Annotated in this window: 18 protein-coding genes and 4 pseudogenes; 11 read left to right on the forward strand and 11 right to left on the reverse strand. The window is 61.5% G+C overall.

The window, feature by feature from the left end:
* Nucleotides 1-15: 15 nt before the first annotated feature.
* The 4 genes from EN818_RS21445 to EN818_RS21460 form a co-directional block, all read right to left on the reverse strand.
* Nucleotides 16-453, reverse strand: a complete 438-nt coding sequence (locus EN818_RS21445; RefSeq protein WP_135905156.1) for a VOC family protein — start codon at nucleotides 451-453, stop codon at nucleotides 16-18.
* A gap of 94 nt (nucleotides 454-547) precedes the next feature.
* Nucleotides 548-1,753, reverse strand: a complete 1,206-nt coding sequence (gene pcaF / locus EN818_RS21450; RefSeq protein WP_135905158.1) for a 3-oxoadipyl-CoA thiolase — start codon at nucleotides 1,751-1,753, stop codon at nucleotides 548-550.
* Nucleotides 1,754-2,557, reverse strand: coding sequence for a CoA-transferase subunit beta (locus EN818_RS21455; protein ID WP_135905160.1), 804 nt, complete (start codon nucleotides 2,555-2,557; stop codon nucleotides 1,754-1,756). It lies immediately after the preceding gene.
* Nucleotides 2,554-3,411: a CoA transferase subunit A gene (locus EN818_RS21460; protein ID WP_135905161.1), complete on the reverse strand. Its 858-nt coding sequence runs from the start codon at nucleotides 3,409-3,411 to the stop codon at nucleotides 2,554-2,556. The genes EN818_RS21455 and EN818_RS21460 overlap by 4 nt, the downstream gene beginning before the upstream one ends.
* 103 nt (nucleotides 3,412-3,514) lie before the next feature.
* Here EN818_RS21460 and EN818_RS21465 point away from each other — a divergent pair, with 103 nt between their 5' ends.
* The gene (locus EN818_RS21465) at nucleotides 3,515-4,285 is read left to right on the forward strand and encodes an IclR family transcriptional regulator C-terminal domain-containing protein (RefSeq protein ID WP_135905394.1); all 771 of its coding nucleotides are present in this window, start codon (nucleotides 3,515-3,517) and stop codon (nucleotides 4,283-4,285) included.
* Between the two features lie 68 nt (nucleotides 4,286-4,353).
* A pseudogene (locus tag EN818_RS21470) lies at nucleotides 4,354-4,740 on the forward strand (FAD-dependent monooxygenase); the annotation flags it as partial.
* Nucleotides 4,741-4,754: 14 nt separating this feature from the next.
* On the opposite strand, the pseudogene EN818_RS21475 reads toward EN818_RS21470, so the two are convergent.
* The 5 genes and pseudogenes from EN818_RS21475 to EN818_RS34345 all read right to left on the reverse strand — a co-directional run.
* A pseudogene (locus EN818_RS21475) lies at nucleotides 4,755-4,924 on the reverse strand (3-oxoadipyl-CoA thiolase); the annotation flags it as partial.
* A gap of 212 nt (nucleotides 4,925-5,136) precedes the next feature.
* Nucleotides 5,137-5,799: pseudogene (locus EN818_RS33725) on the reverse strand (Tn3 family transposase).
* A complete protein-coding gene (locus tag EN818_RS33730; protein WP_245518845.1) occupies nucleotides 5,744-7,615 on the reverse strand; it encodes a Tn3 family transposase in 1,872 nt (623 codons plus the stop codon). The pseudogene EN818_RS33725 and the gene EN818_RS33730 overlap by 56 nt, the downstream one beginning before the upstream one ends.
* A 4-nt stretch (nucleotides 7,616-7,619) precedes the next feature.
* The gene (locus tag EN818_RS34340; RefSeq protein WP_281036009.1) at nucleotides 7,620-7,859 is read right to left on the reverse strand and encodes a DUF4158 domain-containing protein; all 240 of its coding nucleotides are present in this window, start codon (nucleotides 7,857-7,859) and stop codon (nucleotides 7,620-7,622) included.
* Nucleotides 7,819-8,109 carry a DUF4158 domain-containing protein gene (locus EN818_RS34345; RefSeq protein ID WP_281036010.1) on the reverse strand — a complete coding sequence of 97 codons (291 nt, stop codon included), beginning with the start codon at nucleotides 8,107-8,109 and terminating at the stop codon, nucleotides 7,819-7,821. Before EN818_RS34345 ends, EN818_RS34340 begins: the two co-directional genes overlap by 41 nt.
* A 152-nt stretch (nucleotides 8,110-8,261) precedes the next feature.
* Between EN818_RS34345 and EN818_RS21485 the strand changes: the two are divergent.
* The 7 genes and pseudogenes from EN818_RS21485 to repC all read left to right on the forward strand — a co-directional run.
* Nucleotides 8,262-8,693 (forward strand): annotated as a pseudogene (locus EN818_RS21485) (tyrosine-type recombinase/integrase); the annotation flags it as partial.
* Between the two features lie 265 nt (nucleotides 8,694-8,958).
* Complete coding sequence (locus tag EN818_RS21490) at nucleotides 8,959-9,168, forward strand: hypothetical protein (protein WP_135905163.1); 210 nt, start codon at nucleotides 8,959-8,961, stop codon at nucleotides 9,166-9,168.
* A 192-nt stretch (nucleotides 9,169-9,360) separates the two neighbouring features.
* Nucleotides 9,361-9,627 carry a hypothetical protein gene (locus EN818_RS21495; RefSeq protein ID WP_135905165.1) on the forward strand — a complete coding sequence of 89 codons (267 nt, stop codon included), beginning with the start codon at nucleotides 9,361-9,363 and terminating at the stop codon, nucleotides 9,625-9,627.
* Nucleotides 9,628-9,883: 256 nt separating this feature from the next.
* Nucleotides 9,884-10,453 carry a hypothetical protein gene (locus tag EN818_RS21500; RefSeq protein ID WP_135905167.1) on the forward strand — a complete coding sequence of 190 codons (570 nt, stop codon included), beginning with the start codon at nucleotides 9,884-9,886 and terminating at the stop codon, nucleotides 10,451-10,453.
* Nucleotides 10,454-10,614: 161 nt separating this feature from the next.
* Nucleotides 10,615-11,811 (forward strand): plasmid partitioning protein RepA, encoded by a 1,197-nt coding sequence (repA, locus tag EN818_RS21505; protein WP_135905169.1) that lies wholly within the window; start codon nucleotides 10,615-10,617, stop codon nucleotides 11,809-11,811.
* A complete protein-coding gene (gene repB / locus EN818_RS21510; protein ID WP_189523821.1) occupies nucleotides 11,811-12,839 on the forward strand; it encodes a plasmid partitioning protein RepB in 1,029 nt (342 codons plus the stop codon). Before repA ends, repB begins: the two co-directional genes overlap by 1 nt.
* Nucleotides 12,840-12,994: 155 nt before the next feature.
* Complete coding sequence (gene repC, locus EN818_RS21515; protein WP_135905171.1) at nucleotides 12,995-14,200, forward strand: plasmid replication protein RepC; 1,206 nt, start codon at nucleotides 12,995-12,997, stop codon at nucleotides 14,198-14,200.
* Between the two features lie 336 nt (nucleotides 14,201-14,536).
* On the opposite strand, the gene EN818_RS21520 is transcribed toward repC, so the two are convergent.
* Both EN818_RS21520 and EN818_RS21525 read right to left on the reverse strand, forming a co-directional pair.
* Nucleotides 14,537-15,706 (reverse strand): tyrosine-type recombinase/integrase, encoded by a 1,170-nt coding sequence (locus tag EN818_RS21520; protein ID WP_135905173.1) that lies wholly within the window; start codon nucleotides 15,704-15,706, stop codon nucleotides 14,537-14,539.
* 9 nt (nucleotides 15,707-15,715) lie between these two features.
* Complete coding sequence (locus EN818_RS21525; RefSeq protein ID WP_135905175.1) at nucleotides 15,716-16,810, reverse strand: hypothetical protein; 1,095 nt, start codon at nucleotides 16,808-16,810, stop codon at nucleotides 15,716-15,718.
* Nucleotides 16,811-17,042: 232 nt separating this feature from the next.
* Here EN818_RS21525 and EN818_RS21530 point away from each other — a divergent pair, with 232 nt between their 5' ends.
* Both EN818_RS21530 and EN818_RS21535 read left to right on the forward strand, forming a co-directional pair.
* Complete coding sequence (locus EN818_RS21530) at nucleotides 17,043-18,161, forward strand: RHE_PE00001 family protein (protein ID WP_135905177.1); 1,119 nt, start codon at nucleotides 17,043-17,045, stop codon at nucleotides 18,159-18,161.
* 397 nt (nucleotides 18,162-18,558) lie between these two features.
* A complete protein-coding gene (locus EN818_RS21535; RefSeq protein ID WP_135905180.1) occupies nucleotides 18,559-20,328 on the forward strand; it encodes a hypothetical protein in 1,770 nt (589 codons plus the stop codon).

Raw genomic sequence — 20,328 nt, forward strand, 5'->3', positions numbered from 1 at the left:
TGCCTGGTATTGCGCTCAGTTGAGTTCCTGGGCGAGTCCGATGAGGAGCCCTCCAGGCCCGCGGATGTAGCAGAGCCGGTACGCGTCCTTATACCGGACGACTTCGCCTACGAGCTGCGCGCCGCGCTTGCGGAGCCTTTCGAGCGTCTCGTCGATGTCGTCCACGGTGAACATCACGCGTAGGTAGCCTAAAGCATTCACCGGCGCGTTGCGGTGATCCGCGACGACAGACGGCCTGAGAAAGCGGGATAGCTCGAGCCGGCCGTGGCCGTCCGGCGTGCGCATCATGACAATCTCGACGTGCTGGTCGCCCAGTCCAGTGACACGTCCGGCCCATTCTCCTTCGATCGTGGCCTGCCCTTCGAGCTCGAGGCCGAGCTCGCGAAAGAAATCGACCGCCTCCGCGACGTCATCGACGACTATTCCTAAGTTGTCCATCCGTTTGAGTGCCATGTGCCCAACCTACAAGGTGTCGTCCAGTCCAACAACGAACCATTCTCGACTCGGCCTGAATCTCGGCACACCCCTGGGCGTTCGCCTGTCGATCTCAAACGCGCTCGAGCGCGATGGCGATACCTTGGCCGACACCGATGCACATGGTGGCCAAAGCGTAGCGGCCACCGCGCTCGCGCAGCTCGAGCGCCGCCGTGCCGGTGATGCGCGCGCCCGACATGCCGAGCGGATGACCGAGGGCGATAGCGCCGCCGTTCGGATTGACGTGCGCGGCATCCTCGGCGATGCCGAGCTCACGCAGCACGGCGATGCCTTGCGCGGCGAAGGCTTCGTTGAGCTCGATGACATCGAACTGCTCCGGCGCCAGGCCGAGACGTGCGCAGAGCTTCTTGGTGGCCGGCGCCGGGCCGATGCCCATGATGCGCGGCGCCACACCGGCGACCGCGCCGCCGAGGATGCGGGCGATCGGTGTCAGGCCATGCTTCTTCGCCGCCGCTTCCGAGGCGATGATCAGCGCTGCGGAACCGTCATTGACGCCCGACGCATTGCCGGCGGTCACCGTGCCGCCCTGGCGGAACGGGGTCGGCAATTTGGCCAGCGCTTCGATGGTGGTGCCGGCGCGGGGATGCTCGTCTTTCGAGACAATGATTGCATCACCCTTCTTCTGCGGGATGGTCACCGGCGTGATCTCTTTCGCCAGCCGGCCATTGGCCTGCGCGGCGACCGCCTTGTCCTGGCTGCGCACAGCGAACGCATCCTGGTCGGCTCTGCCGACGGAAAAATCCCCGGCGACATTCTCGCCGGTCTCCGGCATGGAATCGACGCCATACTGCTTCTTCATCAGCGGATTGACGAAACGCCAGCCGATGGTCGTGTCGTAGATCTCGGCGTTGCGCGAGAAAGCGGTGTCGGCCTTCGGCATGACGAAGGGCGCGCGGCTCATCGATTCGACGCCACCGGCGATCATCAGCTCGGCTTCGCCTGACTTGATGGCGCGCGCGGCGATGGTGACGGCATCGATGCCCGAACCGCACAGGCGGTTGACCGTCGAGCCTGGAATGTCCTGCGGCAGGCCGGCAAGCAGCAAAGCCATGCGCGCGACGTTGCGGTTGTCCTCGCCGGCCTGGTTGGCGCAACCATAAACGACATCGTCGACAGCGGTCCAATCGACGCCAGCGTTGCGCTGGACCAGGGCCCTCAACGGGATGGCGCCGAGATCGTCGGCGCGCACGGAGGACAACGAACCGCCGAAGCGGCCGATCGGGGTGCGGATGTAATCGCAGATGAAGGCTTCGGTCATCTAGGCGGCTTTCCCCTTGGCGGTTCCGGCATGCGCTGCCTTGGTGCGGGCCTGCAGGTCGCGCAATGTCTTCAGCTCGAGTTCCGTCGGCGCCGGCGTCTCGTCAAGACCCTCGGCGAACGTGACCGTCCAGCCACAAGTGTCCTGCACCTGCTCGCGGGTGACGCCGGGATGCAGCGACACGACGGTGAATTCCTTGGTCACCGGTTCGGGTTTCCAGATGGCGAGGTCGGTGATCAAGAGCGTCGGGCCGGCCGTGTCGATGCCGAGGCGCTTGCGGTGGTCGCCGCCGTCGCCATGGCCGAAGGAGGTGAAGAAGTCGATCTTCTCGACCATGCCGCGCTTCGACTGCACCATGGTGATATAGACCTGTCTCGACGAGGTGGCGATCTCCGGCGCGCCGCCGCCACCGGGCAGCCGGGTCTTGGGATGCGCATAATCGCCGATCACGGTGGTGTTGATGTTGCCGAATTTGTCGAGCTGGGCGGCACCCAGGAAGCCGATCGAGATGCGGCCGCCCTGCAGCCAGTAGCGGAACATCTCCGGCACCGCGACGGTGGTGACGGCGGTCTCGCACAATTCGCCGTCGCCGATCGACAGCGGCAGCACGTCGGGCGCTGTGCCGATGGTGCCGCTCTCGTAGATCAGCGTGATGTCGGGCGCATGGGTCAGCCGCGCGACATTGCAGGCGGCCGATGGCGCGCCGATGCCGACGAAGCAGACATCGTCGCTTTTCAAGGCGCGGCTGGCGGCAATCGTCATCATCTCGTTGGGGGTGAAACCCGGATTGTCGGCGTCGCTCATGCGGCTTTCCTCAGATGCTCGACGCGGCCGGCAAAGCCGTCCGCGCTGCTCTCGATGACGTTCTCCTTCATCCAAGCCTGGAAGCGGTCGCGGTCGGCGGCGATCTCGTCCCATTCGAGATACGCCGCGTTATCGCGCTCGTAATAGCCATGCGCGTAGGAGGGGTGCGAGCCGCCCGGAACGACCGAGATCGCCGCGATCGTCCAGCTTGGCAGCACGGTGAGGTTGGGGTGGAGATCGTCGAAATTGTCGACCACTTCCTCGACCGTCACGACGGCGCGCTTGGCCGCCAGCACGGCCTCCTTCTGGATGCCGATAATGCCTTCGACCAGCACGTTGCCCTCGCGGTCCGCCTTCTGCGCGTGGATGAAGGTGACGTCCGGCCGGATTGCCGGGACGGCGGCAAGCTGCTCGCCGGTAAAGGGGCAGATGATGGACTTGATGTTGGGATTGACCAAAGCAAGACTGGCACCGCGATAGCCGCGAAACACCGCGCATGGCAGGCCGGCCGCACCCGCCTCATAGGCATTGGCCATGCCAGCGTGGCTGTGCTCTTCCACTTCTATCGATCGCGGAAAACCGTTCTCGATCGCGTCGCGGGCACGCCTGAGCAGGCCGACGCCCGGATTGCCGGCATAGGAGAAGACGATCTTCTTCGCCATGCCCATGCCGATCATCTGGTCGTAGATCAGATCGGGCGTCATCCGAATGAGGGTCAGGTCGCGAAAGCCCTGGCGGATCGCCTCATGCGCGGCGGCGGTCGGGATCAGATGGGTGAAGCCCTCGAAGGCGACGGTGTCGCCGTCATGCAGATTTTCCGCGACCGCCTCTTTCAGCGGCAGGAACTTGACCATCTCAAGGCTCCGTAGACTACGAAGTTCGCATTGCGAACATATGTTTTATGTGTGATACTTTCTAATCTGGCCTGAATTGGGAGTCAACGTCATGGAAGCGGTGGTGGAAGAAGAGGCCGGCTCGCGCGACCATGTCGGCTCGCTGGAACGCGGCCTGGCGGTGATGGAGATCCTCGCGCGCCATCCGGCCGGCACGACGCTGACCGAGATGGCCGAGGAGGCGGGTCTCACCCGCGCGGGCGCCCGGCGCTTTCTGCTGACACTGGTTGCCACGGGCTACGCGACGCAATCCGGCCGGCTGTTTTCGCTGTCGCCGCGCCTATTGACCGTCGCCCGGACATGGCTCGGCGGCGCATCGCTGTGGACCTTCGCGGCGCCCATCATGCGCGAGGTGGCGGGGAAATTCGACGAAGCCTGCAACGCGGCTGTGCTGTCGGGCGAGGACGTCGTTTATGTCGCGCGCATCCCCGGCCGGCGCATTCTGAGCGTGGCGCTCGACGTCGGCACGAGGCTGCCGGCTTACTGCACCTCGATGGGGCGGGTGCTGCTTTCCGGCCTGGCGGCGGATGACTTGAAGAGCTTCCTGACGCAAGCGACCATCGAGCGGCGCACGCCAAAGACGATCACCAATCGTGCCTCGCTGGGCAAGGCCATCGATAGGGCGAGGGCGGACGGCTTCGCCATTGTCGATGAGGAACTGGAACTCGGCCTGCGCTCGATCGCGGTGCCGATCAATGATCGCGCCGGCCGTACCGTCGCGGCCATCAATGTGTCGACCCAGTCGGCACGCTTTTCTGTCGAGGCGATGGAGGGCGACATCCTGCCGGTGCTGCGGAAGGCCAAGCAGCGCATCGAGGAATTCTTCTTCGTATAGCGTCCGATCGATCGTCAGGCCGAGGCCATTGACGCTTGCTTTCATGCGCGCCAATGAACAGACACCTGTCCTTCGAGAAGTCAATCGCGCCGTTGTGCTCCTTCGTTGCCGAGCCGATGCGCTTCGGCCGGCTGTTCCTGGTCGGCGACGCCGCCCATATCGTGCCGCCGACCGGCGCCAAGGGCCTCGCCGCCAGCGATGTGCGCCATCTCTTTGCAGGGCTTCGCGACTACCGCCGTGACATTCGGTGGTGGGCTTAGACGGCTATTCACAGAGGGCACTGGCCAGGGTGTGGAAAGCCGTGCGCTTTTCGTGGCGGCTGATGACGATGCTGCATCGGTTCCCTGACACAGGCGAATTCGGCCAGCGACCCGGAAGCCGAGCTCGATTATCTCGTGCACTCCAAAGCGGCGTCGACCGCGCTGGCCGAAAGCGACGTCGGCTTGCCATATTGATCAGTGGACGCCGTCAAACCCTTCCAGCGCATCGCTATGCCCTGGCCGACGCCGATGCACATGGTGGCGAGCGTGTAGCGTCTCCTGCGCCCGCGAAGCTCGATCGCCGCAGTGCGGTGACGCGGGCGCCGGACATGCCGAGCGGATGGCAAAGCGCGATGGCGCCGCCATTCGGGTTGACGTAGACAAGCCCTCGTTCGAACTTGAGCTCCGAACGCCCGTCCCGTCGCGGTGAAGTTGGCGCCTCCAGAGGCCGGACGACGGTTCCGTCCCGGAGCGGCAGGTAGCGCGCTGGTCGACGAGTGTCTTGCCGAAGCCGACAGCAATGTGGACCATTTAGGGGCCAGGACAAGAGCAGTTCAAAATCTTGCGCTAAGAGCGAACGGATCGTGAACCCTATGCCGCTGAACGGATTAGGGTCGGAAGTCTGAGCGACCGGAAGCCTTCAGGCATTTGATGCTCTGCATCCCAGGTGTAGATGCCGGTTAGATTGATGTGGTCCCAGCTCAGCGGCAAGACGTGCTTGAGCAGATGGTCCGGAATCTCGCGATGCACTTTGCGCAAGTGGGTGACGGCCCGTTCGATAAAGACCGTATTCCAATGCACGATCGCACGCTAACGACAAGGTTGAGGCCGGAGGCGCGGAACGCCTGGCTTTCGAACGACCGATCACGGATTTCGCCGCGCTCGTGGAAGAAGACGGCGCGCTTCAGTTTTATGCGCAGCTTCGCCTTTGTTGAGGCCAGCTTGGCACCTTCGCCGTAGTGCCGGGCTCGAGTACCATTCGATCATGAACAGCGAGCGCTCAATACGACCCAGTTCCCTCAGCGCCCTTGCGAGCTGGCTTTCCTTCGGAGACGCGGACAGCTTCTTGAGGATCGTGGACGGCACCACGGATCGCGTCGTGATCGACACCGCCAGATGGAGCAGATCGTCCCAATGGTCGAGGATCAGGGTGGTGTTGATCGGGGCGCCAATGTGGTTCGACAGCGCCGGGTAGGCATCACTTTTCTCGAAGGTGTGGAACTTCCGACTTGAGGTTGCGCAGCCGAGGCGCAAAGCGCTTGCCGATCAAGGCGAACAACCCGAACACGTGATCGCTGGCGCCGCCCGTGAAGTGCTCCTGGATGTCGAGGATTGTGTCCTGGTCGAATAGCCCATCTAGCACATAGGCAGCCTCGCTTTCGGTCGGACTGATGGGCAGGATGCTGAAGTAGCCGTACTGATCCGACAGATGGCTGTAGAACTTCGATCCAGGCTCACTGCCGTAATGTAGATTGATATCTCCGCGCTTTGCGGCTCGGTCGCTTGCGCGGAAGAATTGGCCATCTGACGATGAGGTTGTTCCGTTGCCCCAGAGGCGGGAATGAGGATGACGGGTGTGTGCATCGGTGATGCATGCCTGAGCTGCGCGATAGGTCTCCGACCGAGCATGGAAGGTGCGCATCCAACCGATCTGGTGAGCGCTGATGCCCTTCGACGCACTCGCCATTCGCTTCGGCCCCAAATTAGTTGCATCGGCCAGCACGCCGGCCAGCATGGCCGAGACGTTCCTGGGGCTGTCACCCGTGCGAACATGCGTGAAATGATCGGCGAAGCCGGTCCATTCGTGCACTTCTCTCAAAAGGTCCGGTACCTCGACCAGGGGATACAACTCGCTGATCTCGGCATTCAATTCGTCGGCTGCGGCAGGCACCTCACCGGCGATCGGCGTGACGATCAACGTTCCATTTTCAAGACGAACACCTTCGAGCTTTCCGGATCGAGCCCTGTGCGCAAGGCGCTTCAGGTTGAAGTCGAGCATCTGGCGAGCCTCCGCGAGCCAGGCCGCGCCATCTCCCTGCACACCAAGTCCGAGTCGATCCTGCTCCTTCATAGTTGTGAACGTTGACCGCGGCATCAGATGCTCGTCGATCCGTCGGAACGATCGGCTGCCGTCGACCCAGATGTCCGCAGATCGCAGCCGATCGCGTAAAACCGCAAATGTTGCGATCTCATACAGACGCCGATCAGGCTGATCCTGCCCGAAGATGAGCTTTCGAGCGGCTTGACTGAGATGAGTGACAGGAACGCGATCCGGGAGCGTTCGTCGCCTGTCGGCACAGAGGCGTTTCAATACATCTACTGCGACAAGAAGCGGGTCGTAGCTACGCGCTGAGCGGAATGTGAACGCCTGCAGAAACGCACAGGCATATTTGTTGACGGTCGCATATTGCTCGGCCGCTAAGGTCAATGGCGACGCCTCGTTATCCTCGACCATCGACTCAAGTTCAGGCTTCATTCGGAGCAGCCGGTGCCATCCAACTTCTTGATCGAGCACCTCCAATGCATTCCGGCCGTAGTCGTTCGCCGATTGCAGGGCAGTGATCGTGTCGAGGAACATGCGCAGCGCCTTTGCGGTATCGGGCCTGCAATCCATGTGCCGTTGCTTCTTACGGTTGTTGGCCTGAGAGAATAGCCTTCCCATCAGCTTGATGAACATTGTCACAGCATCGTCGGTGAGCTTCTGGCTGAGTGTGATGACCTGCGCCACGATCAGAGCGTGTCGACGGCTGGCATTGAAGTCGTTGGCCAGCCATGCCGGTGTGGCGTTGCCCTCACGGATCATCTGATCCCAGCGACCCGATGATATGCGGACCTGCAGTTTCGGATCCATCCCCAGCGTCCGCAGATAGGCGATGCGTTCGGTCAGCCCGACCAGGTTTGAGGCACTTGGCGCATCCGGCGCTGATCGCAGCCAATGAAAGCGCGTCTGCCCGATCGTTTGGTCAACCTCCAGAAGACGGTCGAGGTCTTGCAGGCTATCAGAGGAAAAGCCTTCGATCAGCATCTTTTCCGCACGCCGACGAGCGATAGCGCGAGCCGCGATCCCCATCCGCTCAATAATGTTGGCCGCCGGGGAGCAGCGAATTTCGATTGCGGAACTCCGTCACAATGGCGCCAGCTATCGAAGCACCGGCGTCTGTTGTTGAGGCCATCTCAATTGCCGTCAGCAATGCGGCACGCCGATCTTCGGCAGTTGCGTTTCGCTTCCGTAGATAACCCAGGAGATGAGCAATGTGATTGCTGCGGGTCTCCTCACGACGGGCATACAACCTGAATGCCGGTCGAGCTTGCACCTATTTGCCCAGCAACATAGTCAAGCATCGCTTTCGGCGGAACCTCGTTGGCCAACAGTGGCCGGCCGGGATAGCGCATCAAGCAGAGTTGGATCGCAAAGCCGAGCTGATTGTGTTCGCGCCGCCGTAGCTGGATTTCCAGCAAATCGGCCGGCACAAGAGAATAGTGGCGGATCAGACTGTCTTCGTCGATCGGAATGTCGAGTAGCGTCTTTCGTTCGTGTTCTTTGAGAAGCGCACGTCGAGCCACTTTCCCACTCCACTCGAGAACGGTAGTCCAAGCCTCTGTCCAAAGCAGCCCAGCGGTACAGGAGGCAAATGACGTATCCACAGCGAACATCCGGGTGTTCACTCTCCGTTCGACCTTAGCGCAAGATTCTGAACAGCTCTTGTTCCGGCCCCATATTGGTGACGCTGCGCGGCAAGACCGGCTGGCGGGAGGTCGAGATCGGCTGCGGCTCGCCCGACGCCACCTGTCCCGTCGTCGCCCTGCAGACCTGGCTGAAGCTCGCTCGCATCGCGCACGGACCGCTGTTCCGCCGCGTCACCGGCCAAGGCAAGGCTGTTGGCTCGGAGCGGCTGAAGGACCAGGAGGTGGCCCGGTTGGTCAAGCGCGCGGCCTTGGCCGCCGGCGTGCGCGGCGATCTTCCGGAGGGCGAGCGGGAGATGAAATTTTCCGGGCACTCGCTACGCGCGGGCCTCGCCTCCTCGGCCGAGGTCGACGAACGCTACGTGCAAAAGCAGCTCGGGCATGCTTCGGCCGAGATGACCCGAAAGTATCAGCGGCGCCGCGACCAATTCCGGGTCAATCTCACCAAGGCGAGTGGCCTGTAGGAGGTCGGAGAAAAGCCCCCTCCCCTTCCCGTTTGAATCGAACAAGGGGTGCCTTTCCGTCAAAATCCCGGCATGATCGGTCTCAGCGACGGAAAATAAGCCCCGTATCGGCCGATATCGCGGGCTGCGCGAGGCGAAACGGCTTGCCCAGTGAGCTTGACGCTGCAAGCCTCGAGGAGTGTATTGGCGCGAACGCAATACCCATCGCGCGCCCTGACCTTAGCCCGAATTGGCCAACAAATCGTAAACGCAGGAGCGCGCATCGATGGAAATCAGGATCATCGACAGCCGTAACGATTTTGCGCAATGGGCAATCGATAGGTCCACCGCGATCCTGACGGATCAGGGTTCGGAACTCGCCACCGCGGCCCGCAGGGGAAACGAAGCCCAGATCGCCGAGACAGCACAGGTGCTCGGCCAGGCGATCGTCGATGCGCTGATGGAGGCGTTCGACGGTCTCGCCGGCGACGAATGAACGACCGCTTGGCCAATACGACTGGCTACGCCAACGGCAACGACGGCCGGTACGCGCGCTCTCCAAATCCATCCAGCCATCATGATTTCAGACTGCGCTGAATCCGCCTCGGCGGCATCGCGAGAGCCTCGCGCGTCCTGCGCATCTTCAAAGGCAACAAGACCGTCGGCGTCGAGCGGCTATCCGACAAGCATGTCGCTCGCCCGGCGAGTTGGCTGCGCTTGGCGGCAATCTCACCGCCTTCTGGAACCGGCACCGATCGGCCCACCAAAAATCGCCGAATGGCGCGGAACGAGCGTCTTTGCCTTCGCCCCCACCGGCCGCGGCGTCGCCAACTTCGTCCAGATCTCGTTCGGCCGCGAGATCAAATACCTGGCTGGGTCGCTCGTCTATCCCGACTACGTCCCTACAGCGCCGACGATCTGTTCGACCCGTCCTGGGTGCGGCGTGAACCTGTAACCGACCCGCCCGTCCTTGCCGGACCCGTCTACCGGCTGCGCTGCCACACGGGTGGCGGCATCATCCACATGAAGAGCTTCCTAGCGCGCCGGACCCGCATCGAAGCACAGCAGCGACAGGCGCAACGACCTGAGCTTGAGGCCCGCGTCATCCGCGAGGTCAGGCCAGAGAGCGCACTGATTCCTGGGCGCCAATCGCGACTGGGTCGATTTCGTGTCGCGCGAAAACCGGTTTCTTGCAGACTGGGACCAGTCGAGTGGATCTGTCGAACAAATTTTTTGCCCATTGGGCTTTTGACATCCACGATTTGGAGCGTCGCGGCCGGCGCGAGGTCGGTTTTATTCCGCGGCCGCCAAAATGCCCCCCGGAAGCTGCTGTTGGAAAAGGTGCTTCGATGCACCGCCTGATGGAGGGGACCGAGGCGGTCGACGCCGAGATTGGCCTGCCCTTCGCCTGGTTCTTTCTGACGACGCATCGGCACTCGTTCGATCCGGGGGTCGGTGATGCAATCGCTGAAGGCCTGCGCCAAGGACGGGTGCGTTGCGCGATCGAGACGCCGCCGTGTTGCTCGCCTGAGCCGACCGGCGCTATCTGTTCTAAAGACTGGACGGATGCACATCTGCCAAAGGCAGTAGTCGACGAAAACTGCGCGTGCGGACGCGCTCGATGCTGCGCTCCCATTCGACCAGGCGCGATTTTCTGGCCGAGATCCTCAGAGACGGGGATATCGCCACACTGCGCCGGGGAGCAGATCGTGTTTATTCAACCGTCGCTCCGACGCCACGTCAGGTGGATCCTTGATGGCAAAATGCGCGGTGTCACGTGAGTCGACTTCCAGTAGCCAAGTTGACTGCAGTCAACTGAGGACGGGCGACACCTCTGTTAACCTTTCGTTAGTATTAAATCTGTTGCCGGACCGAAAGAATCAGGGCTACATGCGGTTAGTAGGCCGTATCGGCTTTAGAAACGCATGTGCGGAAAAATTCGATGAATATGATGATCCGGGAAGAGATTGCAGAAGTCGATCTGTTAATCACGCAGCAGGCCAATGACCTCTCCGCAATGCTTCACGAGCATCGGCTCGAAATGTTCCCGCCGAATGCACAGAAAACCTTGCGACCGTTTCAGTTGTCGGAGGCTGCGCAATATCTCAATGTGACGAGCGGTTATCTCAAGAATTTGTCTCTCGAAGGCAAGGGGCCACTGCCGATGGTAACACCGTCCGGCCGCCGTTCATACACGGCCGTGCAGCTACTGGAGATGCGCCAGTATTTGGATAGAAACAGCCGGGCGGCAGCAAAGTACGTTCCGCACCGTCGAAACACGGAACACCTGCAGATAATTGCAGTCGTCAATTTCAAGGGGGGCTCCGCAAAAACGACGACGGCAGCCCACTTGGCGCAGCATCTCGCGCTAACCGGGCACCGAGTTCTAGCCATCGACCTTGACCCGCAGGCCTCGCTATCCGCCCTGCACGGCTTTCAGCCGGAGGTCGACCATAACGAATCCCTCTACGAAGCCCTACGCTATGACGACGAAAGAAAGCCGCTGTCGGCGCTAGTTCAGAAGACAAATTTCCCGGATCTCGACATCGTGCCCGCAAATCTCGAGCTGCAGGAATTCGAATACGATACCCCCCTCGCCCTCGCTCAAAAGGACGGCTCCATGGGCCGCATCTTTTTCGGACGTCTCGATGAGGCCTTGGCTGACGTTGCAGACCAGTACGATGTAGTCATCATCGATTGCCCACCTCAGCTTGGTTATTTGACACTGACCGCGCTCTCTTCCTCAACCGGCATCCTGATCACCGTGCATCCACAGATGCTTGATGTGATGTCAATGTGCCAGTTCTTGTTGATGATGGGCGAGGTCATGGGCACCCTGAAGAGGGCAGGAGCCAACATGCGGCTCGACTGGCTTCGTTACCTTGTTACCCGCTACGAGCCTACTGACGGCCCCCAGAGCCAAATGGTCGCCTTCATGCGATCGCTGTTCAAGCAGCATGTCCTCGTCAACGAGATGCTGAAAAGTACCGCGGTCTCGGATGCAGGGATAACCAAGCAGACACTCTACGAGGTCGAACGCTCCCAGTTCACACGGTCAACGTACGACCGCGCAATAGAATCGGTGCATCGCGTCAACTCCGAGATCACAGAGTTGATCCACAAGGCATGGGGGCGCTGATGTCCAGAAAGAACCTCCTCACCTCATTCACGGAACGAAAGTTGACCGCAGTCAACTCAGATCCGGGGAGTGATCTCTTCCCAGCAGCGGAGCGAAACCGCAGCCGTGGTGCTTTCGGGGCCATAACGAGATCGATAGATGAGCTCGCCGAGAAAGCGCAGGCGGCAAAGGCGATTGAATCCCGGCTCCTTGAAGGCGCTACAGTCATCGAACTCGATCCTGATATGATCGACATCTCGTTCGTTTCAGATCGCATAGGTGATGATAAAGAGACTTTTGAGGAGCTGGTAGAAGCCATCCGGCAGAGAGGGCAGGATAGCCCAATCCTAGTGCGTCCACATCCCGGCGTGATCGGCCGCTACATGACTGTATTCGGCCACCGACGCGCGCGGGCGGCTAAGGTGCTCGGGAGACTGGTGAAGGCGGTCGTCAAGGAACTGGACGATAGGGACCATGTGATAGCCCAAGGGCAGGAAAACAGCGCCCGAGCTGATCTCTCATTCATTGAGAAGGCCGCCTTTGCTGGCAACCTCGAGCGCAAAGGCTACGACCGCGAAATCATCATGGCAGCGTTATCGGTCGACAAAACCGTTGTCTCGAAGATGATTTCTGTCACTAAGGACATTCCGCCTGAAATCATCACCGCCATCGGCGCCGCCAAAAACAGCGGCCGAGACCGTTGGTACGATCTTGCAAAAAAAGTCAGGGAGGGGGGAGTTGCCGTCAAGGAGCTGATGGGCTCCGACGATTTCAAAGCAGCCACAAGCGATGAGCGATTGGAAATGCTGGCCCAACATTTGGCGGGAAAACCCCCAGGCAAGATTCCTGCATCAACTCGGAGAGAGCCGATCAAATCTTGGGCGCCGACGGATAGATCAGTTAGCGTTACCCTGAAGAAGTCCGCGAAAAAGGCCATCGTCACCCTTGAGGCCGCGGACGGGTCGCGTTTCGCTGAGTTCATCACCGGACAACTGGATGACCTCTATTTGGCGTTCCGGATGTCCACCAAGGAAGCAACGGGAGACTGAAACCGCAAAAGAAAAAGGCCCCCGAACGTCACCGTCGCGGAAGCCCTTCTCATCCTTAAGCAAGCTGAGAATCACATTTTCGCGAATCACTGTCAAGAGTCTTTGGCGTCGTTTTGGCGAGCAGATTTCTTTTGCCTAATCGAGGGTGAAAGAAAATGGAGACGGCTATTGCAACGACGCCCTTTGGGCGGCGGCCGATGTCGCTTGCCATGCTGGCAGCGCAGAACGAGTCACGTGAGATCCCCAAGGGCAGGGTCGTCGATAAATGGCAGATTTACCGCAACCTCTGCGAAGGCAAGAGCATCGTCGGCATCGGCGATCGTGCTCTGGCCGTGCTGAATGCGCTGCTATCTTTCTATCCTGACAGTGAGTTGAGTGAGGAGAACGGACTGATCGTCTTTCCCTCGAACGCTCAGCTGTCGCTCAGGGCGCACGGAATGCCCGATGCCACGCTCAGGCGGCACCTGGCGGGTCTTGTTGATGGCGGACTGATCATCCGTCGGGATAGCCCGAACGGCAAGCGTTATGCCCGCAAGGGCAGGGGAGGGGAGGTCGAGGAAGCCTTCGGCTTCTCCCTGGCGCCGCTGCTGGCCCGTGCTTACGAGTTCGAGGCTGCCGCCGAACTCGTTCGCGCCGGCAACGGGGCACTCAGGCTTATGCGCGAGCGGATCACCTTGCACCGCCGTGACATCCACAAGCTGATCGAGGCCGCTGTCGAGGAAGATGTTCCGGGCGACTGGGGAGGCCTGTGGAAGCGTTTCCGCGGCATTGTGGAGGCAATTCCGCGCCGAGCCTGCATTGCCGAGCTCGAACGGATCGTAGCCGATCTGGCCGCATTACACGACGAAGTGGATAAGCTGCTGGAAACTCATATGAAATCCATGAATCCAAGCGGCAATGACTCTCAAAACGAGCGGCAGCAATCTAATTCAAATACCGACTCTATTTTTGAATTTGAACCAGCTTTAGAGAAAAGCGGGGCGACGGCCGAGCCCAAGACGAGGACCGCAGAGCCCCCGAAAACCTATCCGCTGGGGCTTGTGCTGAAGGCCTGCCCCGAAATTGCGGATTATGCCGTCGCCGGCATCGGCAATTGGCGCGATTTCATGATTACCGCCGCCCAGGTGCGGGGCTACCTTGGCGTCTCGCCGTCGGCGTATGAGGAGGCCTGCCATGCGATGGGCCAGGAAACCGCCGCGATCGTGATTGCCTGCATCCTGCAACGCGCTCAGCACATCAATTCCGCCGGCGGATACCTGCGCGTGCTGACTGACAAGGCCAGGGCAGGGGCGTTTTCGGTCGGACCGATGCTGATGGCGGCGCTGAAGGCGAACGGCGCCACGGCGAGGATGGCGGGATGAGCACGGGGACGGTCTCATGGGTGTCGGTATGAAGCTGAAGGACCTGCATCGCGGCGCGAACGGCACTGGCGGAACTCCGCTTGTCCGGACATTTTCCAAAGGCGGTCCTGGTCAATTCGATCCCGCGCCTCGACGCGCTTATCATCGATCTGCCGGGTCGGGATCCGAGGTTCGATTTCCCGCGGTCAGTTGCCTTGGGATCATTGTGCACTTTGTGCAGGGCGCGGCCTTTGGTCTCGACATCTCCGTGCAGCGTAAGGGCGGGAGCTTGTGCACGGCGCGTTCCGCGCGAAACGGCATGCGCGCGCCGCGAGCGACCTGCACCATCATCCGGATCTATATGATCACCCGCGCCGCCCGGCCGAGCGTCCGCTCCGCGTCATTGTAATAGTTCGAAGCCTGCTGGACCGAGTGGTGCTGCGACTGCTGCATGGCGTCCGGCAGCGGAATGCCGCGGCGGGCGGTTTCGGTGAGGTAGCCCGAGCGCAGGCCGTGTGCGGAAAAGGCTTGCGGGTCGAGGCCTGCCTCAGCGATGCGGCGCTTCAGGATCAGGTTCACCGCCTGCGGCGTCAGGGCGCGTTTTTCGAGATTGCCCCAACGGTCGATGCCGCGGAACACGGCGCCTTCGCTGATGTTCGCATGCTCCAGCCACTCCCGCAGGACCCGCACCGGACGGCCGATCAGCAACACGAAGGCGTCGCTGTCGGCTTGTGTCGTCTTGGTCCGGCCGAGCCGGATCGACAGGCACGGCAGTTTTTCGCTGTCGGGAGCCTTGGGATCGGCGGGTACCGGCTCTTCCTCGACCATCTGCTCGAACCGGAGCGAAGCAATTTCGCTGCGGCGGCGGCCGCCGGAGGCAAAGGCGGTGATGAGAAGGGCGCGGTCGCGCACGTCGACGAGACGGTCGCCGGCGCAGGCTTTTAGGAGCGCGGTCAAAATGTCGGCGGTCACGGCTTTCTTGCTCTTGCGGCCGCGCGGCCGGGCGCTGGCGCGCACCGCCAGTTTTATGGCGCCGTGCAGGCCTGGCGCATTGAACTTTCCCTTCAACCCGCGCCATTTGGTCAGCGTCGACCAGCTCGACAGCCGACGGCGCACGGTGGCGGGCGCGTGCGGACCGTCGACACGCAGCAGCTTCGCCAACTTCAGCGCTACAGCCACGTCTTCCGGCATCCCATGCGCCGGGTCGGCTTCCCGTCTTACGGGATCCCAAAGATGATGGGCGACGAATTTGATCAGCAGCGCCTCCGGCGCCGGCCAGGGCAGCGCAAAACCGGTGGCGGCCAGGCACCAGGCCTCGAGGTAGCCAAGGTCGGAGGCCAGCGCCCGCAGCGAATTCTCGCCGATGCCTTCGTTAGCGAGATGGCGCAGTGTGGCGACATCGTCGTCGGTGAGGATTTCGGCCAGAAAATCGCGCCGGTCGAATGGCAGCACCGAATCCAGCGCATCGAGCGCCTCCGCGCGGCGCAGTTTTTGGTCGGGTACGGACTTTGACAGGCGAAGGTCCATGACGGCGGCTCAGAACAGATATTTTTTGTCGGCCCAGGCGAGCAGCACGGCGGCGTCTCGATCGGGCAAACGCACCCGTCCCTGGCGCAGGCCCTCAGCGATCGCATCGCCGACGTCCGGATCGACCCAGTGCCCGTGCGTCATAAAAAAGAACCAGGCGAAGGGCAGGCCCACCTCCGCGTCGATCGCCTCGGTCCGCTCCATCAGGCGGTGCACCGAAATACCGTCTTCCAACGCCAGCTTCTCGGGGGGCATTTTGAGCGGCCGCGGGATAAAACCGATCTCGCGCCGGCCACGATGCTCAAGATCGTGGATGTCGAAGGCCCAATGGTCAAAGATGCGGTGGCCGCAAGCGCTCGACCGCTCCCAGTCGGCAAAAAAGCGGTTTTCACGTGGGACAAAATCGAACCAGTCCGGATTGGCGTCTAAAAACGCGGTGTCGCGTTTGCCGTCGGGACCGACCTCGCGGATGACACGGTTCGCCAGCTCGGGACGGCCTGCCTCGCGCTGCTCGCGTTCGATACGCTTCCGGCGCGTCAAAAAACTCCTCATGTGAACGATGCCGCCGCCGGCGCGGCCGCGCAGCCGGTAGACTGGTCCTGCGAGCTGCTGCGCCTCGGCGGCGGAATCACGAGAAACCCAGGTCGGCTCGAAGAGCTGATCGGCGTTGTCGGGGCGGTAGTCGGGATCCACCACGGGTCCGGCCAAAACCTCGATCTCGCGGCCGAGCGAGAGCTGGATAAAATCGGCGACGCCCGGACCGGTCGGCGTGAAGGCAAAGGCGCTGGCGCCGCGCCATTCGGCGAATTTTTCACCGTCCTCGCGATGCCGGATCCAGAACGCAGCCAGATCGCCGTTGAGTTCGGCAAGCTCGCGCTCGATCCAGGCGCGATGATCGCCGCGGCGCGTGCCATCGGCAGCGACAACGCCGTGAGGGTTGCGCCAGTAGGGGTCGTCGATCGTCACGACGGTGAAGGCAAAGCCTGGAAACGCCTTATTGAGGGCGGGGGCGAGCTCGGCGTCGGCCGACTGCGCCTCGAGAGAGGCGAGCACGGTTTCGACGGAGGCGGGGTCGGGCAGGCGGACGGGTTTTTCTTCGCTCATGCAGGCGGCCTTTCTCGCGTGGCGGAATAGCGCCTTGCGTCATTCCCGGCCGCACGGGACGTCGCCGGCGGCCTTCTCTGGGGGCCAAAAGTGACTGATTTGCGCCGCAAAAACAATCACTATCGATAACAGGTCATTATCGATAGTTATGGTGGCACCCAGAGTGAGCCCGCAGCAAGTCCACTTAAATGGTAGATAGCTGGACTATTGCGAATCAGCTAACGTGAAATCAATGGCTTACGACGCCGCCAAGCTGCCTCTGGAAACCCTGATCGGGCCGGTTGCCCGCGCCACCGAGCTGTTGGCGCGTCTCGACGAGCGCCTGGCCCGCTCGAGCGTTCGCGACGGCTGGATCGAACGCCAGAATTTTGCCGACGCTGCAGGCGCGCTCTGGCTGGAGGGCGAACTCGTTCATGTCGAGGATCTCGTCCTGCATGATGCCCATATGGATGTCCGCACGCCGACCCACGAGCTCACACGCGCGCATGCCGTGCTTCGCGCCCGTCGCCAAATCATAGCCCGCACCCCGGACTGGGCGCTCGGCCGCGATGGCCTTCGTCACCTCGCCGGCCGTGACATGGCGGCGGCCGAAAGTGGCCGGGAAGGGGAGGGGATTTCTGTCCCGGCACCTGGCGCCGACGAGCCGATCGACGTGGACGAGCCGGATCCGTTAGCGCAAGAGTTGGCGGCAATCGACGCGGTGCTCCAACGGACCACCAAGGTGCTGGACGGTGGGGCGGTGCAAGCCCGAAAAGAAACGACCTCGCAGCCTGCTCGCCCAGCGCTTGTCTACGATCTCGACTGGGATGAGGACGCGCGTCTGGCCGAATGGCAGGACGTGCTCGCTAAGACGCGGGAACTGCCGGCGATCCTGCGCGCGGCGGTCCTGTTCGATGCCTGGTCGGAGATAGAGGTCCTGCAGCACGCTGCCTGGCTTGGACCGCTGCTGGTCGGCGCGCTACTCAGGCAGGAAGGGGTCGCGGCGGGGCATCTTGCGAGCCTCAATCTCGGCGCCAAGAACATCCCGAGGGAGCGCCGGCGCGCACGGGTTCGAAGCGACCGCGTGTTGGCGTTCGTCGACGCCATCCAGGAAGCGGCAATGGCTGGACTGAAGGAGCATGACCGACTGGTGCTGGCGAAAAGCCAGATGGAGCGACGGCTGCGCCATCGCCGAGCCAGTTCCAAGTTGCCAAACCTGGTCGAGTTGGTGCTGTCGCGTCCGGTTGTCTTCACCGGCATGATCCAAGAGACGCTAAAAGTTTCGAAGCAGGGGGCACTGAACCTGGTCGGCGAGCTCAATTTGCGCGAGATGACGGGCAGGGGAAGGTTTCGTGCGTGGGGGATCCTATGACTGCGTTTCATCGTGGCGTTAGTGTTCTAGGAAGTGTTGTATCGTATTTGGCTTTCGAACCACGTCGGAGAGGGTGAAGAGTTGGAAATAACGCAAGACGCGTGGACTGTCGGCAGCGCTTACCGAGTTGTTGGTCGATCGTTTGGAGGCTACCGATAGTCGCGCCTCGGTCTTCAGGCGCCCTTCCGAAGTCTGTGAGTGGGCGACAAGGTCCGAAACGATAATGAACAATGCTCTGTATCCGAGTCAGTGGCTGCTGCTAAATTAGTGGCGCGAATCATTCCTTCGTCTACAACTTTGCCAAAATCTTGGGGGACGGCGCGTGTCGGAAACGCCATCTATACATGCGTGGGTTCGGTTTCTCAGGAACTACGGGCCGATCCCCACCAATGACAATATGTATGACGAGACGATCCAGCGCGCGTTGCGACGTCACAAGATCCGACCGATCACACTCCCCGCGCCACTTCGGGACGAGCTCGTTGAAAACTTTCGCGGCCCTTCCCCAGTGTCATACATCATCACCGGCACAGCCGGCGATGGAAAAACATATCATTGCCGAGAGGTCTGGATCGAGCTCGGCGGCGATTCGAACCTCTGGAACCAGGGCGACAAGGTTCAGCGTCTGGATCTTGGCGAGGGCCGCTCACTTGTCGTCGTCAAAGATTTGAGCGAACTGCGCGATGATGAAAGCGCATTGCTGATCGCTGAATTTTCGGCCGACATCGCGGACCCGGCCGCCGCAACATCCTACCTCCTTGCTGCCAATCACGGGCAGCTCCTCGAGAAATTCAAATCCGCGCCGAAAACGCCGGAGATCGAACGGGCGAGCCAGGTTGTCGAAGACCTCTTGGTGACGGGCGTGACGAACGACCCGGGAATTCTTCTCGAATTGAGAGATCTCAGCCGATCCCCGGCGGCTCAGATGATAACGGCGATCATCGAGGCGATAACCGAGCATGAAGGGTGGCAGGGGTGCGACGGCTGCTCCGCGCGCAGCGACGGCGCAATCTGTCCCATCTTCGAAAATCGCCGACGTCTCATGGGCGTCGGCGAAGATGATCCGTTCAAAAAGCGACTCGCGGCGATCATTGAACTCAGCGAGCGCAACGGAAGCCATTTTCCCGTGCGTCAACTTTTGGCATTGATCGCCAACAGTCTCCTCGGTCATCCCGACGCGCGGGACGGATTGATGACATGCGCCGACGTGCCTGCGTTGCAGGACGCCGGACATCTCGATCTTGCGAGCATCTACCGCAACATTTTTGGCGAGAACTTGAAGCCGAGCAGGGCGGAGAAGACAGAGCTTTTCCGTAAGCTGAATGCATTCGGCATCGGCGCTGAGACGAGCAACCGGGTTGATAATCTGCTCGTCTATGGCGCTGACGATCCGGCCTATAAGGCCGACTACGATGAACTTGTCGTCTCGGATCCCGTGTATGGAGCGACGGCCGCGTTCACCAGTGCTCAACGCACTTACCTCGAGGGCGCTGATCCTAATGAACGCAACGCTTTCCTCGGAGCGCTTCGGGCCCAACGGCAGCGCCTGTTCTTTACGATGCCGGAGTCCAAGATCGACGAGTACGATCTCTGGGACCTTAGCGTGTTTCGTTACGCTGGCTTATACCTCGAAACGGCACAGAAAATCGCCGCCGGACAGGTAGCGCCCCGGCAGGCGGTCAGCATGATCGTCCGCGGTCTCAATCGTATCTTCACCGGGATGTTGGTTCAGAACCAGGATGAGCTCGTGCTTGCGACGTCTGGCAGCTTTTCGCAGTCGAAGCGCAGTCCGCTGCTCGACGAAATCATCTCGGTGCCTCGCGCAAGCGGCGAAGAGGTCAGCATTGTCCCGGACAAAGGAGGCCGAAACTTCGGAGTCTCGGTCAAGCTGGTGCGAGGCATCGAAATTCCTCCCGTGTTCCTGGCATTGTCTCCGACTAGGTTCGAGTTTCTCGGGCGCGTCGCCGAGGGTGCCCTGCCCAGCAGTTTTTCGCTTGAGTGCCACGAAGATCTACTGGCCTTCAAAGCGCGGCTGCTGCGGGAGACCGAGAACCGCCGCAAGCTCGATGGCGATGATGTAACGGCCGACGGCGAACTCGTTCTGCGGTTTATCGACATCAACTCCGATGGCCGCGCTCAGCCGCGACGCGTGATCGTGCGAGTATGA

The sequence above is a fragment of the Mesorhizobium sp. M3A.F.Ca.ET.175.01.1.1 genome, from assembly GCF_004791945.1.
Taxonomy (GTDB): domain Bacteria; phylum Pseudomonadota; class Alphaproteobacteria; order Rhizobiales; family Rhizobiaceae; genus Mesorhizobium.

Coding starts and splice junctions, on each gene's coding strand:
- EN818_RS21445 (WP_135905156.1), bottom strand. CDS start 453: ATGGCACTCAAACGGATGGACAACTTAGGAATAGTCGTCGATGACGTC.
- pcaF (WP_135905158.1), bottom strand. CDS start 1,753: ATGACCGAAGCCTTCATCTGCGATTACATCCGCACCCCGATCGGCCGC.
- EN818_RS21455 (WP_135905160.1), bottom strand. CDS start 2,557: ATGAGCGACGCCGACAATCCGGGTTTCACCCCCAACGAGATGATGACG.
- EN818_RS21460 (WP_135905161.1), bottom strand. CDS start 3,411: ATGGTCAAGTTCCTGCCGCTGAAAGAGGCGGTCGCGGAAAATCTGCAT.
- EN818_RS33730 (WP_245518845.1), bottom strand. CDS start 7,615: ATGGGGATCGCGGCTCGCGCTATCGCTCGTCGGCGTGCGGAAAAGATG.
- EN818_RS21490 (WP_135905163.1), top strand. CDS start 8,959: ATGGAAATCAGGATCATCGACAGCCGTAACGATTTTGCGCAATGGGCA.
- EN818_RS21495 (WP_135905165.1), top strand. CDS start 9,361: ATGTCGCTCGCCCGGCGAGTTGGCTGCGCTTGGCGGCAATCTCACCGC.
- repA (WP_135905169.1), top strand. CDS start 10,615: ATGAATATGATGATCCGGGAAGAGATTGCAGAAGTCGATCTGTTAATC.
- repB (WP_189523821.1), top strand. CDS start 11,811: ATGTCCAGAAAGAACCTCCTCACCTCATTCACGGAACGAAAGTTGACC.
- repC (WP_135905171.1), top strand. CDS start 12,995: ATGGAGACGGCTATTGCAACGACGCCCTTTGGGCGGCGGCCGATGTCG.
- EN818_RS21520 (WP_135905173.1), bottom strand. CDS start 15,706: ATGGACCTTCGCCTGTCAAAGTCCGTACCCGACCAAAAACTGCGCCGC.
- EN818_RS21525 (WP_135905175.1), bottom strand. CDS start 16,810: ATGAGCGAAGAAAAACCCGTCCGCCTGCCCGACCCCGCCTCCGTCGAA.
- EN818_RS21530 (WP_135905177.1), top strand. CDS start 17,043: ATGGCTTACGACGCCGCCAAGCTGCCTCTGGAAACCCTGATCGGGCCG.
- EN818_RS21535 (WP_135905180.1), top strand. CDS start 18,559: ATGTATGACGAGACGATCCAGCGCGCGTTGCGACGTCACAAGATCCGA.